The organism is Nitrospirillum goiasense, assembly GCF_034427435.1.
Taxonomy (GTDB): domain Bacteria; phylum Pseudomonadota; class Alphaproteobacteria; order Azospirillales; family Azospirillaceae; genus Nitrospirillum.
This window is the reverse complement of sequence record NZ_JAXQNP010000003.1, coordinates 1,656,997-1,671,316: the sequence shown is the minus strand read 5'-3', so window position 1 is coordinate 1,671,316 and position 14,320 is coordinate 1,656,997. Positions and strand designations below refer to the sequence as shown.

General features: G+C 69.9%; 11 protein-coding genes. 6 read left to right on the top strand and 5 right to left on the bottom strand.

What is annotated here, in order from left to right:
• Positions 1 to 171 precede the first annotated feature (171 nt).
• From ULB03_RS21605 to ULB03_RS21595, 3 genes are all read left to right on the top strand, one after another.
• Positions 172 to 705, top strand: coding sequence for a SixA phosphatase family protein (locus tag ULB03_RS21605; RefSeq protein WP_322485131.1), 534 nt, complete (start codon positions 172 to 174; stop codon positions 703 to 705).
• A 431-nt stretch (positions 706 to 1,136) separates the two neighbouring features.
• Positions 1,137 to 2,168 carry a methyl-accepting chemotaxis protein gene (locus ULB03_RS21600; RefSeq protein WP_322485130.1) on the top strand — a complete coding sequence of 344 codons (1,032 nt, stop codon included), beginning with the start codon at positions 1,137 to 1,139 and terminating at the stop codon, positions 2,166 to 2,168.
• A gap of 154 nt (positions 2,169 to 2,322) precedes the next feature.
• Positions 2,323 to 3,300, top strand: coding sequence for a malate dehydrogenase (locus ULB03_RS21595; RefSeq protein ID WP_322485129.1), 978 nt, complete (start codon positions 2,323 to 2,325; stop codon positions 3,298 to 3,300).
• Between the two features lie 66 nt (positions 3,301 to 3,366).
• On the opposite strand, the gene ULB03_RS21590 is transcribed toward ULB03_RS21595, so the two are convergent.
• A complete protein-coding gene (locus ULB03_RS21590; RefSeq protein WP_322485128.1) occupies positions 3,367 to 6,480 on the bottom strand; it encodes a phosphoenolpyruvate carboxylase in 3,114 nt (1,037 codons plus the stop codon).
• 430 nt (positions 6,481 to 6,910) lie between these two features.
• Between ULB03_RS21590 and ULB03_RS21585 the strand changes: the two genes are divergently transcribed.
• Positions 6,911 to 8,794: a CYTH and CHAD domain-containing protein gene (locus ULB03_RS21585; RefSeq protein WP_322485127.1), complete on the top strand. Its 1,884-nt coding sequence runs from the start codon at positions 6,911 to 6,913 to the stop codon at positions 8,792 to 8,794.
• 15 nt (positions 8,795 to 8,809) lie between these two features.
• Here the strand turns inward: ULB03_RS21585 and ULB03_RS21580 are convergent, their stop codons facing one another.
• The 3 genes from ULB03_RS21580 to ULB03_RS21570 all read right to left on the bottom strand — a co-directional run bounded on the left by ULB03_RS21580 (position 8,810) and on the right by ULB03_RS21570 (position 12,047).
• A complete protein-coding gene (locus ULB03_RS21580; protein WP_322485126.1) occupies positions 8,810 to 9,508 on the bottom strand; it encodes an HdaA/DnaA family protein in 699 nt (232 codons plus the stop codon).
• A 55-nt stretch (positions 9,509 to 9,563) separates the two neighbouring features.
• The gene (locus ULB03_RS21575; RefSeq protein WP_322485125.1) at positions 9,564 to 10,715 is read right to left on the bottom strand and encodes an AI-2E family transporter; all 1,152 of its coding nucleotides are present in this window, start codon (positions 10,713 to 10,715) and stop codon (positions 9,564 to 9,566) included.
• Between the two features lie 72 nt (positions 10,716 to 10,787).
• Positions 10,788 to 12,047, bottom strand: coding sequence for a DUF2066 domain-containing protein (locus ULB03_RS21570; RefSeq protein WP_322485124.1), 1,260 nt, complete (start codon positions 12,045 to 12,047; stop codon positions 10,788 to 10,790).
• Positions 12,048 to 12,193: 146 nt separating this feature from the next.
• On the opposite strand from ULB03_RS21570, the gene purM reads away from it, so the two are divergent.
• Entirely contained in the window at positions 12,194 to 13,261 is a 1,068-nt protein-coding gene (purM, locus tag ULB03_RS21565; RefSeq protein WP_322485246.1) for a phosphoribosylformylglycinamidine cyclo-ligase, read from the top strand.
• Entirely contained in the window at positions 13,249 to 13,926 is a 678-nt protein-coding gene (purN, locus tag ULB03_RS21560) for a phosphoribosylglycinamide formyltransferase (RefSeq protein WP_322485123.1), read from the top strand. The genes purM and purN overlap by 13 nt, the downstream gene beginning before the upstream one ends.
• 4 nt (positions 13,927 to 13,930) lie before the next feature.
• On the opposite strand, the gene ULB03_RS21555 is transcribed toward purN, so the two are convergent.
• A complete protein-coding gene (locus ULB03_RS21555; protein ID WP_322485122.1) occupies positions 13,931 to 14,281 on the bottom strand; it encodes a hypothetical protein in 351 nt (116 codons plus the stop codon).
• Positions 14,282 to 14,320: the final 39 nt, after the last annotated feature.

The following is a 14,320-nucleotide window of genomic DNA, read 5'->3' as shown; positions in this document are numbered from 1 at the left end:
CGCAGCATGGGTATCGGGTCGTTCATCATAAACAGCCAACGTTACCGTTTCTGGTTCCGGTGCCGCCGATCCCGTTGATTTCGCTTCCGTGCCGGTCGTGTTCTTGTCCGCCTCAGGGGTCGCCAGGTCGACAGCGGGCGCGGGCAGCCGGTCCACCCTGGGGGATGTCTCGTGAAAACCCTTTTCCTGCTGCGGCATATGAAATCCTCCTGGGACGACGACAGCGTCCCCGATCATGAGCGTCCCTTGTCGGCACGGGGGGAGCGCGCGCTTGCGACCATGGCCGACTATTTCCGGCACCGCAAGGGTGGAACACCCCGGCCCGACCTGATCCTCTGCTCCACCGCCGTCCGCACGCGGGCGACCCTGGCCGGCCTGCTTCCCCTGTGGCGGGAGCCGCCGCCCCTGTGTGTGGACCGGGCGTTTTACATGGCGTCGGCCCCGGCGCTGGCCGACCGGCTGCGGGCCCTGCCCGACCCGACCGCCACCGTCCTGCTGATCGGTCACAATCCGGGTCTGGAGGAGCTGGCGTTGTCACTGGCGGGGGCCGAGGCGGACCCCGCCCTTCGCACCCGCATCATGGAAAAATACCCGACCGGCGGGCTGGCGCGGCTGGAGTTCGCCCTGGACCGATGGGCCGATCTGGCTCCCGGCCGGGGCCATCTGGCCGAATTCGCCACCCCGCGCGGGGTGGGCCCGGGCTGAAGGCGCCATCCCATCTTGCGGTTGTATAATTAATACCATCATGCGGCGCGCATGAAGACTAAACCACCTTCATTTCAAATCCGGAAAGTTCATCAAAAAAGTAAGTAACAGCAAGCTATTCCAGGCTTTCGGCAGCATCTGGATCTCCGCGACGCAAGGACGAAAACGAAACCGATTTCACTTCCGATCACCGCCTATTGGTTGCACACCGACTGAGCAGCCATTTGCCCTGATTTTCGCCACCCCTGTCCTTTGGGTTAGGGACACGGCAGCACCCCTGACGTGAGAGACACCCCCATTCCCTATATTTCTTAACGACTTATTAACGACGCTGCATCGCGGCGACGGGTCGGCACGCCTTTTGCGATAGCGTCATGACGTGACGTAATTGTTGCGCCGCACAAAAGCTAATCAAGAGAGTGGGGGAGCCGATGGACAACAGCCTGATCGACCTGACGAAGAACGTTCTGGACGTGGCCAGCCAGAAGGTCTCGGTGATCGAGGACATCAACCGGACCACCAAGATGCTGGCCTTCAACGCCCTGATCGAGGCCGGCCGTGCCGGCGACGCCGGCCGGGGTTTCGCCGTGGTGGCCAACGAGGTCAATTCCATCTCCCAACGCGTCAGCGTCGTGGCGGGCGAACTGCGTAGCGAGATCGGCCAACTGGTCGACCGCATGACCACGGTCGGCGAGGATTTGATGACCCGCTTCCGCGGCCAGCGCCTGGCCGACCTGGCACTGAACAGCATCGACATCATCGACCGCAACCTCTATGAGCGTTCCTGCGACGTGCGCTGGTGGGCCACCGACAGCGCCGTGGTCGCGGGCCTGCAGAACCCGTCGCACGAGGCGGCCCGCCATGCCAGCGAGCGGCTGAACGTCATCCTGCAAAGCTACACCGTCTATCTCGACCTGTGGGTGGCCGACCGCAACGGCCGCGTCATCGCCACTGGGCGCCCCGACCGCTTCCCCCATGCCATCGGCGCCAACGTCGCCAACGAGGCCTGGTTCATCGACGCCCTGCGCACCCGCGACGGCGGTGACTTCGCGGTGGAGGATGTCAGCCCCAACCCGGTGTTGGAGAATCGCACCGTCGCCACCTATTCCACGGCCGTGCGCCGTGACGGCGCCCAGGATGGCGAGGTGCTGGGCGCGCTGGGCATCTTCTTCGACTGGGCGCCGCAGGCCCGCGCGGTGGTAACCGGTGTCCGCCTGGAAACGTCGGAACGGACCAACACCCGCTGCCTGTTGCTGGACGCCGCCGGCCGCATCATCGCCGCCAGCGACGGCCGGGGGGAACTGACGGAGAGCTTCCACCTGGTGACCCAGGGCCAACCCATGGGCCACTACATGGACCGCCACGGCCGGCTGATCGGCTTCGCCCGCACCCCGGGGTATGAGACGTACCGGGGGCTGGGCTGGTACGGCGTCCTGGTCCACAATCCGCCCGGCCAAAGCTGAGCGGCCATCCACGCATCGCCCGGCGCAGGCTGCGCCGGGCGCGCAAATCATCCCATTATTAGATCATTCCGTTCTATACGTTCTGTTTGAGTGATCGTCCAATCGGGCGCAGCCTTGTGGGCAAGCACATCCCGCAGCATCAAGGACACCGATCATGATCACCCGCCCCCTGCGTGTCGCCGTTTCCGGCGCCGCCGGCCAAATCGCCTACTCCCTGCTGTTCCGCCTGGCCAAGGGCGATGTCTTCGGCCCGGACCAACCCGTCCACCTCTCCCTGCTGGAAATCACGCCGGCGCTGCCGGCCCTGCGCGGCGTGATGATGGAGTTGGAGGACTGCGCCTTCCCCCTGCTGCGCGGCATGGACGCCAGCGATGACCCGTCCGTCGCCTTTCGCGACATCGACGCCGCCTTCCTGGTCGGCAGCCGCCCGCGCGGCAAGGGCATGGAACGGCGCGATCTTCTGTCCGCCAACGCCGCCATCTTCAAGACGCAGGGCCGCGCCCTGAACGAGCAGGCCAAGCGCACGGTCAAGGTGCTGGTGGTGGGCAACCCCGCCAACACCAACGCCTGGATCGCCATCCAGCACGCGCCGGATCTGCCGCATGACGCCATCACCTCCATGATCCGGCTGGACCACAACCGCGCCCAGGCGCAACTGGCGGCCAAGGCCGGGGTGGCGGTGACGGCCATCGAGCGGCTGGTGGTCTGGGGCAACCACTCCCCCACCATGTTCGCCGACTGGCAGCACGCCCTGGTCCAAGGGCGGCCCCTGCCCGATGTGATCGGCGATGACGCCTGGTATCGCGACACCCTGATCCCCACGGTGGCCCAGCGGGGCACCGCCATCATCGAGGCGCGCGGCCTGTCCTCAGCGGCGTCCGCCGCCAACGCCGCCATCGACCACATGCGCGACTGGGTGCACGGCAGCGGCGACCGCTGGGTTTCCATGGGCCTGGCGTCGGAAGGGGACTACGGCCTGCCCCAGGGCCTGGTTTGCGGCGTGCCCGCGCTGTGCCGGAACGGCGGGATCGAGCGGGTGCGGGGCCTGGAGCTGGACGCCTTCGCCCGCCGCATGCTGGACCGCACCGTGGCGGAACTGATGGAAGAACGCACGGCCGTCACCGGGCTGTGAACCCTCCGTAAAAAGGCAAAGGGCGCCCTCCCCCCGCCGGGGAAGGCGCCTCTCTCTCGGCGCGTGTCAGCCGAAGAAGCCGATGCGCTGGGTGATGCCGTTGCCGACCCGGCGCACCAGGTCGTACAGGCTGGCGATGGGCTTGAAGATGCGCTCGTTCTCCTGCCCATAGTTCTGGCTGTCGTCGCTGACGTAGGTGGCGCTTTCGCCGAAATCGCCCTCGCCCGCCGTCTCCGCCACGGGGAAGATGCGGGACAACAGGTCCAGGGCCCAGGGCACGTCCAGTTGCATCAGGCGCGCCATCAGCCGGCGGTGGGTGATGTTGTGCTGGCTGGAGAACTGAGGGATGTGCGTCGCCCGCAGGAACACCTCCTGGATCAGGGCGATGCGCAGGGCGTGCAGCACCAAGAGGCCGTTGCTCAGCGCCTCATCCGGCGGCGCCACCTGCCCCGGCACCGGATGACGCTCCACCCGGGCCAACCCCTCCTCCAGCACGTCGAAGTCGCGGTAGAGCTTGCGGAAGATACGGATCAGGCGGCTGTGAAGCGGGTTGTCCTCCAGGATGGCCGCCAGGCGCCGCATCTCCTCCACCCGGGCGGGGTCGGCGGTGTGGGCGGCGCGCAGCAGCCAGAAGGCCGGGTCCAGGGTATCGATGTAGGCCTTCAGCGCATCGGGGCTGGCGATGGCCACACCGTATTCCACCATGCCCAGCAGCTGCCGGAATCGGGGCGAGGTCCGGTACAGCTCGGCGAAATGTTCCGGATCCTTGTCGATGGCCTCGCCCACACCGCTGACGGTATTCGCCGGCAGGCCCATCTGCTGCAGGATGGCGTTGTGCGGGATGGCGCGGAACTGCGAGGCGCGGCTCTGGTCCACATCGTCGGCGTTGCCGTCGTGCTGGCGCTTGATGGCCCGGCTGCCGGAGGGATAGAGCAGGTTGGTGCCCAGGGCCGACAGCAGGGCGCCATAGTTCGGATCCTCCACCAGCGACACCTGGAACTGCTTCACCGTGGTGAAGAATTCGCGGATGTAGTCGGCGTCGCCATAGAACGGGTCATCGTCCAGGGTGGTGTGCTTGCCGCCCAGCATGTGTTCCAGAATGCGCGTCACGACGGCCAGGGCGCCGGGCTGGGTCACGAAGTAGAGATAGCCGTCGCCGCCCTGGAAGCTGACCTCCTGCTTGAAGGCGATCTTGTGGTGGGCCATGAATGACAGCGTGGCCGGGGCCGCGACATAGCCCAGGCGTTCCGGGAAGCCCGCCGGATGGGCGCCGCGGCCGATGGATTCGCCGTGGGTGTCGAAGATCACCAGTTGCACGCCGTCCAGGCGGTGGCGGGTGAACAGGCGGGCGATGCGCAGGCGCAGGCGCTCGATACTGGCGGAGGCCGGCGTCTGGCCCAGGTAGCGGCCGGCGTCGGAGAAGCCGGTCTGGATGCACAGGCGGCCGCGCCGCTTCACGTAATCGCGGTAATGCGGGTTGTCCAGCAGCTGCTCGATGACGCGGCTGCCCACCTCCAGCGCCCGCTCCGTCTCGAACAGGGGACTGATGTCCACCTTGTCGGCCACGCCGAACAGACGGGCGTAGTAGAGCGCCGTCAGCACGGTGAAGGCCGATTCCGACTCCGCGATGAGGAAGCGGACGGGCACCGAGGCGTCGGCGTACTTCAGCATCTGGGCCACGACCATGAACAGCCGCTTGGCCGAGGTGCGTTCGGCGATGATGCTGCCGAAATTGATGCGGACGGGCCGCACCTCATCCAGCAGGCCGGTGATGGCGTTCAGGTAGGACTGGCGATAGCGCGGGTCGTCCGGCGCCGTTTCCATGCCCACCGTCTTGCGCACCGCGTTGTGCAACTGGGTGGCGTTGATGCGGACATGGGTGTGCGCCTGGCCCAGGCCATAGTTGGACAGTTCCGCCTTCAGGATGGCCAGACGGCGCACCACGTCGTCGCCCTTGCGGTCCTTGCCAGTCCCGGCCGCCGTCGCCAGACGGATGGCGCGGTCCACCTGCTCGATGGCGTGCGCGGCCTCCACCAGGCGCAGGGGCAGGCCCTCGTGCATGCGCTGGGCGATGGCCTCGATATCTTTCTGAGTGGTCGTCTCCCTACCGAAGGCGGCCACCTCATCCGTCACCTGGGCGATGGCCAGGGCCAGACGGGATTCCAGCAGGTCCAGGGTGTTGCGCAGGTCTTCCTGCACCGGCGCCGCCTTGCGGATGGCCTGCACCTCGGCCAGGTAGTGGCGGAGTTGCCCCACCTGCACCACCAGGCGCTTGTGCAGCGTGTCGGACCAGCGGATGTCCGACCGGCCGTCCAGGTCATAGCCCACCCAACTGGCCACCGTCAGCAGGCGCGGCGTCAGCTCTGCCCACTGGTCGGGGTAGCGGTCCTGGGCCACCGACAGCACGATGTCGTAGACGGTGCGCAGCGCCGCCTGGATGTTGGTGATGGCCGCCAGCGACAGGCGGTGCTCATCCACCAGCGACAGCTCACCGGGTCGCAGCTCCGTCGCCGCGACGGCGGCGATCAAGGCCTTGCGCGCCTCCGCGGTCAGGGGCACGCCCGCCGCGTCCCGCCCGGTGGCCAGCTTGGCCATGGCGTCCATCAGCTCACCCGTCAGGTTGAACGTCGGGTGGGCGGTGATGACGATGCCGAAAATCTCCTTCTCCACCTGGGCGCGGAAGGCGTCGAAGGGCACGGCCTTGCCGTCCGCGCCCACCGCCAGCCCATCGATCAGGGCGCGGATGCGGGCGGCGTTCGCGGCGGGATCGGCCTCCCCCAGATAGGCGCCCAGGCGGCGGGCGCGGGCCAGGAAGCCCTCCGCCCCCAGGTACTGGATGGCCTGCTCCACCGCCGCCAAATCCAACTCACCCGAGTGCAGGCGGCGGGAGACATCCAGCGCCAGCAGCGACACCGGGTTGGCGAAGGGGTCGGCATCCGCCAGTTCGGTATAGCGGCTGAGGCGCGCCACCAGATCCGCCGTCAGCCCGACCGCATCCGTGGCGGCCCCGCCCGTGGCGGCGAACTTGGCCACCGGCCGGGCCAGCAGGGCGCCAGCCTTGGCCAAGGTCGCCAGGGTCGCGGCATCGGCCGCCTTGACGTCCACCCCCGGGGTGGCGGTGGCCGCCGGCGCGGAGCCGGTTTTAGTGGAGGCGGTTTTGGCGGAAGAGGGTTTGGACATCGTCGCCGGAGTCCCGGTTTGGGTGAGCGCAGTCTCGCCCGGACGCTGTCCGGAGTCGGGGGACTTTTCCGCGGACTTTTCAGCAGCCCGCGACGCTGCCAGCGATGACGTCATGATGATTCGGTGCCCAGTTTGGTTGCTCATCCCTGTCGCGCCGGACCGCCTGTCCATCCGATCCGCATTCCACCGGTGTTAGGTATGACAGTGAGTCATTATCCTACCTCGCACAGGCGAAATGAGGGGCCGGGGCGGAGGGCTTACGGGGGCGGGATCGGGGTGGCGACTTATTGTGACGCAACGGAGTGCTGAGACTATCGCAACTGTGCGTCGCAAAGCAACCTGGGGGAAAGAATTTTACCGTTTGCGCCGAATCGATGTAATTCCGCAACACGACCTTAACGCAGCCGCCATCTTCGGTTATCCATTCGGGATGACGAACGGCCCCGACCGCCCCACCCCCGTACCCAGTGGCTCCCCACCCAGTGGTCCCGACGCCCCGGCCGAGGCGGTGGGCGGCGTTGCCACGCCCTCCGTTGCCATGCCCCCCGCCGCTCTTGAACCAGACCCGGCACAACCACCCGCCCCCCCGTCCGGTTCCCGGCCCAAGCGCGCGCTGGCCGTGCGCGAGGTGGAGGTGAAGCTGGCGACGACGCCGGCGGCGCTGGAGCGGCTGCAAGCGCTGCCCTTGCTGGCGCGCATGGCGGACGGCCCCGCCGTCCACCGCCATCAGGTCACCACCTACTATGACACGCCGGATTTGGCGCTGGCCGCCCGTGGCCTGGCCTTGCGCGTCCGCCGGCAGGGCGGCCGGCGGGTGCAGACGGTCAAGACCTGGGCATCCGACGCCGGCACCGCCGCCGCCGCCGGCCGGCGGGAATGGGAATGGGAGTTGCCGGCGGATGGGGACGGACCGGACCGCACCCTGCTGCCGGCCACCATCGCGGGCCTGCTGAACGAGGAGCAGTGGGCGCAGGTCGCCGCCCGCTTCGCCACCGATATCCACCGCACCGCCCTGCTGCTGCACCCCGACCCCCGCACCTCGGTGGAATTGGCGCTGGACCAGGGGGAGGTGCGCCTGTCCGTCCCCGGCGCGAGCGATGAGACGACCTGGCCGGTGGCCGAGGTGGAACTGGAACTGAAGGGCGGGCGGGTCGCGGCCTTGTTCGAGGTGGCCGCCGCCCTGCACCACCACGCCCCGTTGCGCCTGACCACGGGCAGCAAGGCGGACGCGGGCCTGCGGCTACTGACGGGCAAGCCGGCGGCGGCCGTCCCCGCCCATCCCGCCGCCCTGACCCCCGTGACGACGGTGGCGGAGGGCTTCCGCCATGCCACCCGCCAGGCGGTGGGCCACCTGCTGGAAAACGCCACCGTGCTGCTGGAAAGCGGCGATCCCCAGGCCCTGCGCGAGATGGCGGCCGCCAGCCGGCGGTTGGACACGGCGCTGCGCCTGCTGCGTGTGGTCATTGGCCTGACGCCCGCCGCCGGGCTGGCCTGGAGCAAAGCCACGGCCAACCCGCACGCGGATATGGCGGACGCCCTGCGCCGGCGCCTGATCCCGCTGCGCACCCTGTTGGAAACCGCCCGCGCCTGGGACCGCCTGGCCGAACGCGCCGCCCTGCTGCCCGACCGCAAAGGGGCGGCTGGCCTCAGCAAGCGCCAGCGGCTGGCGCTGGACCACGCCGCCAACCAGGGCCGCCGCCGGGTGATGAAGCACCTGCGCGGCGCCAGCCACACCGCCCTGATGCTGGATCTCGCGGCCTGGATCGAGGGTGGCGGCTGGGCCTCTCCCGCCCTGGACCAGCCGCTGAGGACGGTGGCGCCCCGCCTGCTGGCCGATTTGCAGGACAAGGTGGCCAAGGCCCTGGCCCGCCTGGACCTGCCGCCCCCGCCCTCGCCGGGCGCCAAGGCCGTTGCCCCCGGGCAGAAGACCCCACCCGACACCGACGCGCTGGAACGCCTGCGCCGCCGGGCCCAGCGCCTGTATGAAACGGCGGAGGTCTGCCGCGGCCTCTACCCCGTGACCGCCGCCAAGCCCAAGGGCGCCAAGACGGGCGCCAAGGCCGCCGCCGGCAAGCGCCCCGCCGCCGATCCGCTGGCCCCCCTGACCCGCCTTCACGCCGCCGTGACCACCCCCGCCCTGGCCCGCCAGGCAGCCCAGTTGGTGGCGCAATTGACCAAGGCCACCGGCCCCAAGGCCCGCAGCACCCGCCTGCTGTCCCGCCTGGCGCAAGAGGAGGCGGTGGCGCTGGCCAAGCTGCCGGCGACCTGGCGCGGCTACAGCCGGCGGCGCATGTTCTGGATCGTCGGGCGGTAGCGGCCGGAGGAGTGCCTACGCCTCCGTCGGCTTGTCCTTGGGCTCCAGCACCTGGCGGCAGAAGGCCACGGTGATGGGCTTCTTCGCGGCCAGGGCGGCGCGGTCGAGCAGGGCCACGGTGCGCCGCGCGCCATCGAAGGAGCGTTCGGTGTGGGTCATCAGCCAAGCGATGACGTCCTCGCCCACCCGCACCTGGCGGTCGTCGAACAGCTTGACCAGCACGGCCATCAGCAGGGCGTCATCGGGGGCGGCCATGCCCACGGCCGGCGCCGCCACCAAGCGGGAGCGCAGGTCGGGCAGGCGCAGGGTCCAGTTGATGGGGGCGTAGTGCGCCAGCAGCAGCAACTGCCCGCCCGCCTCCTTGGTGATGTTGTAGAGGTGCAGCAGGGCGCGTTCCCGCGTCGTGTCGCCCGAGATCTCGTGCGTGCGGTCGATGACGGCGGTGCGGGTGGGGCCCAGCAGGTGCGGCACCTCCGCCGGGTCCAGATCCTCCGGCCCCAGCAGCGGCGCCCGCGACCGGGCGCGCCACACCTGGGCCAGGTGGCTCTTGCCGCAGCCGGGCGGGCCGTACAGCACCAGGGCCGGCGCCGGCCAGTCCGGCCAGGCGTCCAGCCAGGCCACCGCGTCGGCGTTGCCCGGCGCCACCAGGAAGTCGGCCTCCCCCATGGCGGAACGGTGCCCCAGGTCCAAGGGCAATTGTCTCAAGTCGGCCATGATTCCAGGGTCTTACCGGCAGCGGGCACTGTAGGCGAGAGAAAGGGGCGCCGGATCAGGGAACCGGCGGCGGCGCCCCGGCTTCCATCCCCGACGGGACCCGGCCTTCCGGGGCCGGATCCACGCGCGTCACCTCCTCGGGAGGGACGCCGGTGTAATAGCTGCTGGAAAGGTACTGACGCAATGCGAAGCGCACCAGCACGCCGATGATGGCGGCCACCGGCACCGCCAGCAGCACGCCGGTGAAGCCAAACAGGCTGCCGCCCGCCAGCAGGGCGAACATGACCCAGACGGGATGCAGGCCCACCTTGTCGCCCACCAGCTTGGGCGTCAGGACATAGCCTTCCAGCAGGTGGCCCAGGATGTAGAGTGCCACCACCAGCCCCTCGCGCCACACGTCGTGGAACTGGAACAGGGCGACGCCCACGCTGGCGCCGAAGCCCACCACCGTGCCGACATAGGGGATGAAGGACAGGACGCCGGCGATCAGGCCGATGACCAGGCCGAAATTCAGGCCCACCGCCGTCATGGTCAGGGCGTAGAAGGCGCCCAGCGCCAGGCAGACCGTGGCCTGGCCGCGCACGAATCCGGCCAGGGTGCGGTCCACGGCGCGCAATTGCTCGCGGATGACCTCGGCATGCTCCCGCGGCAGCCACCCGTCCAGGGTCGCCACCATGCGGTCCCAGTCGCGCAGCAGGTAGAAGGCCACCACCGGGGTGATGAACAGCAGGGAGACCAGGCCGAACAGGGCGGCCCCGCCCGAGAACAGGTTTTTGATGAAGTCCGCGCCCCAGCCGACCAGCGTCCCGACATACTCACTGGCCGCGCCGCGCAGCCGCTCGATGTCATCGGGCGGCAGGGCGGCCATCAGGCTGCGGACGCGCTGCATGGTCTCATCCCGCGCCCAGGTGATGATGGCCGGCAGGCTTTCGATCAACTGGCTGATCTGCTGCTGGATCAGCGGCACCAAGAGCAGGATGGCGAGCGCCACGGCGACGACGAAGACCAGCAACACCACGCAGGTGGCCGCCAGGCGGGGCAGGCCGAAGCCCTCCAGCCGGTCGGCCACGGGATCCAGCAGATAGGCGATGGCCATGCCGGCGACAAAGGGCAGCAACATGCCGCGCAACAGCCAGATGAGGGCGATCCCCAGAACCAGACCGATCAGCCAGAATCGTGTCTGCCGCCCCGCATGCGTCTCCGCCATCGTCCCCCCGATAGTGCCTGAATCGAAACCGAGTTCGGAGTGTAGCAGACAAGGCCCTGGAATCAGGCAGCCTTATGGCAGAGGGGCCGCCTGGGTCCCGGCCAGGCCGATCTGGTAGCGCGCCTCCGGCTGGCCCGGCAGCTGCCCGGCCGGGGCCGGGCCCTTGCCGGCGGGCGCTCCGGCGTCCACCTCCGACAGGGTCAGATCACGCTGGGCCAGCGCGGTCTTAAGGTGGCTGACATCCCCCAGCACGGTCAGGGTCAGCAGCGCCTCCGTGGTCTTGAGCGCGCTGGTGTCCACCTGCGTCACCATGGGCACGCCGGCCAGCCGCCGCCGCACCTCCACCAGGGTGGCGAGGTCGGTCAGGGGGACCCGCACGGACACCTGCCCGGACTGGTGGCTGTCCACCACCACGCGGCGCTTCCACCCCTCCTCCACCCGGTCGACGGTGGTGGCGACGGCCAGGGCCAGCGGGGCGGGCACGGCGGCGGCCGGCGGGGCATCCGGGGTGGCCGACGGCAGCGGGCGGCTGACGAAGGCCCCTTGCGGCACCGATTCCGGCGGTGACTGCCCCTCACCGGGGATGAAGGTGGTGAGCGTCAGCTGATAGCCCTTGGCGGCGTCGCCCTCCAGCCGGGCCACCACCACCTGGCCGGCGCCATGGCGGGCGGCGATGCGGGCCAGGACGGTGGCATCCGGCGCCAGCGCGGCCTTGGCCGGCAGGTCGGTCTGATCGGCGTTGTCCGGCGGCGCCAGGGTCACGGGCACCAGCCCGTCGACCTGCCCCATCTGCGCCCAGGCCTGGCGCCACGGACCATCGGTCCACAGGGCGGGTTCCGTCCCGGTGGCGTCGAGCGGCAGCACCAGGGCGGGCTTGCCCACCATCTCGGCATAGCGCACGCCATTCTGCTGCAGCAGCTGGCGCACGGCGGCGGGGCGGAAGCGGACGGTGAAGCGGCCGACATAGCGGACGGAGGACGCGCGCTCCTGCTCCAGCTCGAACCCGGCCACCAAGGCCTCCAGATCCCCCTGCCCCACGGATGGGGGCTGGCGGCCATCGGCGGCGGGGGTCAGCTTGCGGAACAGGCGGGCCAGCGCCTCGCGCTGGGCCTGCAGAATGGCCTGGTCGCGGGCCTGGTTGGCGTTGCCGGCGGTGACGTCCACGTCCACGCCCCGCTCCACGAAGGCCTGCTCCGCCGCCGTCGCGCCGCCGGCCTCGGCATGGGCCCGCCCGGCGAAGGTCCCGCTGGCGCACACCCCGGCGGCCAGGGCCAGGAAAATGGCGCCCCGGAACCCGGTCCGGCGCAAGAGGGGGATGCAGCGGTGCGGCATTGCAAAGCCTTCCGATATTGCTATGTTCGGCGCCGAAACCCGGGCGGGTCACGGAACCGTCTTGAAACGACGGTGGCGGGCGGCGGCCTTCGCGCAGCGGCCCCCGGATGGACGCCCCTTCTTAGCCCAGGCCCTGCGAGGACGCCATAAGCACCTATTCGTACAAGGACGCCGGTGTCGACATCGACGCGGGCAACGCCCTGGTCGAGGCGATCAAGCCCCTGGCCAAGTCCACCGCGCGCACCGGTTCCGACGCCGGCCTGGGCGGCTTCGGCGCCCTGTTCGACCTGCGGGCCGCCGGCTTCACCGATCCGCTGCTGGTGTCCACCACCGACGGCGTCGGCACCAAGCTGAAAGTCGCCATCGACGCCAAGCGCCATGACACGGTCGGCATCGACCTGGTGGCCATGTGCGTCAACGACCTGGTGGTGCAGGGAGCGGAACCCCTGCTGTTCCTGGATTATTTCGCGACCGGAAAGTTGGACGTGGCCGCTGGCCGCGCCATCGTCGCCGGCATCGCCGAGGGTTGCCGCCAGGCCGGCTGCGCCCTGGTGGGCGGCGAGACGGCCGAAATGCCGGGCATGTACGCTGATGGCGACTATGACCTGGCCGGCTTCTCCGTCGGTGCCGTGGAACGGAGCCAGGTGCTGACCGGCGCCGGTGTCGCCGCCGGCGACGTGGTGTTGGGCCTGGCGTCCAGCGGCGTCCATTCCAACGGCTATTCCCTGGTGCGCAAGCTGGTGTCCGTCTCCGGCCTGACCTATGAGGATGAGGCCCCCTTCGCCCCGGGCAAGACCCTGGGCGAGGCGCTGCTGACCCCCACCCGCATCTATGTGAAGAGCACGCTGGCGGCGGTGCGCGCCGGCCTGGTGAAGGCCATGGCCCACATCACCGGCGGCGGCCTGATCGAGAACATTCCGCGCGTCCTGCCCGACGGCCTGGGCGTCACCCTGGACGCCACGTCCTGGACCTTGCCGCCGGTGTTCCGTTGGCTGGCGGGCGTCGGCAGCATCGCCGACCTGGAACTGGCCCGCACCTTCAACTGCGGCATCGGCATGGCCGTGGTGGTGCCCGCCGACAAGGCGGACGAGGCCATCGCCATCCTGACGCAGGGGGGCGAGACCGTCACCCGCATCGGCCGGGTGGTGCCCGTGGCGGCGGACGCCGCCCATCGCGTCACCGTGACGGGCACGGACCAGGCATGGCACGCCTGAACGATGGGACGCCCGGCAGGCTCAAGCTGGGCGTCCTCATTTCCGGCCGGGGCAGCAACCTTCAGGCCCTGCTGAACGCCACCGCCGCGCCGGGCTTCCCGGCCGAGGTGGCGCTGGTCCTGTCCAACAAGGTGGATGCCGCGGGGCTGGAGCGGGCGCGGGACGCCGGCATCCCGGCCCTGGCGCTGCCGCACAAGAACTATGCCGACAAGCCGGCGTTCGAGCAGGCCATGACCCGGGCGTTGGAGGATGCCGGCGTTCAGTTGGTGTGCCTGGCGGGCTTCATGCGCCTGTTGTCGCCCTGGTTCGTGGATCATTGGCGCGACCGCCTGATCAACATCCACCCGTCGCTGCTGCCGGCCTTCCCCGGCATCGACACGCACCAGCGTGCGCTGGACGCCGGTGTGCGCTTTCACGGCTGCACGGTGCACTATGTCCGCAGCGAGGTGGACAGCGGCCCCATCGTGGCGCAAGCCGCCGTGCCGGTGCAGGCGGACGACACCGCCGACACCCTGTCTGCCCGCGTGCTGGCGGCGGAGCATCAGCTGTATCCCCTGGCGGTGCGCCTGATCGCCGAGGGTCGCGTGACGGTGGCAGGCAATCGCGCCCTGCTGACCGGGCCCCTGCCCCTGCCCGCCACGGCGCTGAACCCGCCTGCCGCCTGACGCCCTATCCGGGGATCGCGGGCACCGTTTGCCGCAGATCCGGCTCGTCATGCAGGAAGGTCAGGTTCAGGGCGGCGGTGATTTCCGTGTCCGGCGTGTGGGATATGGCCGCCTGGGCGACCAGCCGCGCCCGGCTGTCCTCATCCAGCCGCACGCCCGCCCCCGCCACGGCCGCCGCCCAAGGTGTCAGCCCTTCAGCCGGCAGGACGAAGCGCAAGGCCATCGCCAGATTGGAAAACTGGGTGCTGTCGACCAGCCACCCGCCCGCCGCCATGATGGCGTCGGCGACCGCGGCCGTAGCCTGATGCCGCTCACACCGGGTGATCGCCGCCAGCATAAGGGGGCGCGGCCTCATGATCGCCTTCCACCCGGCGACAAGGGGGGTGTTTCGTTT

Coding starts and splice junctions, on each gene's coding strand:
- ULB03_RS21585 (WP_322485127.1), top strand. CDS start 6,911: ATGACGAACGGCCCCGACCGCCCCACCCCCGTACCCAGTGGCTCCCCA.
- ULB03_RS21590 (WP_322485128.1), bottom strand. CDS start 6,480: ATGTCCAAACCCTCTTCCGCCAAAACCGCCTCCACTAAAACCGGCTCC.
- ULB03_RS21555 (WP_322485122.1), bottom strand. CDS start 14,281: ATGAGGCCGCGCCCCCTTATGCTGGCGGCGATCACCCGGTGTGAGCGG.
- ULB03_RS21570 (WP_322485124.1), bottom strand. CDS start 12,047: ATGCCGCACCGCTGCATCCCCCTCTTGCGCCGGACCGGGTTCCGGGGC.
- ULB03_RS21575 (WP_322485125.1), bottom strand. CDS start 10,715: ATGGCGGAGACGCATGCGGGGCGGCAGACACGATTCTGGCTGATCGGT.
- ULB03_RS21580 (WP_322485126.1), bottom strand. CDS start 9,508: ATGGCCGACTTGAGACAATTGCCCTTGGACCTGGGGCACCGTTCCGCC.
- ULB03_RS21600 (WP_322485130.1), top strand. CDS start 1,137: ATGGACAACAGCCTGATCGACCTGACGAAGAACGTTCTGGACGTGGCC.
- purN (WP_322485123.1), top strand. CDS start 13,249: ATGGCACGCCTGAACGATGGGACGCCCGGCAGGCTCAAGCTGGGCGTC.
- ULB03_RS21595 (WP_322485129.1), top strand. CDS start 2,323: ATGATCACCCGCCCCCTGCGTGTCGCCGTTTCCGGCGCCGCCGGCCAA.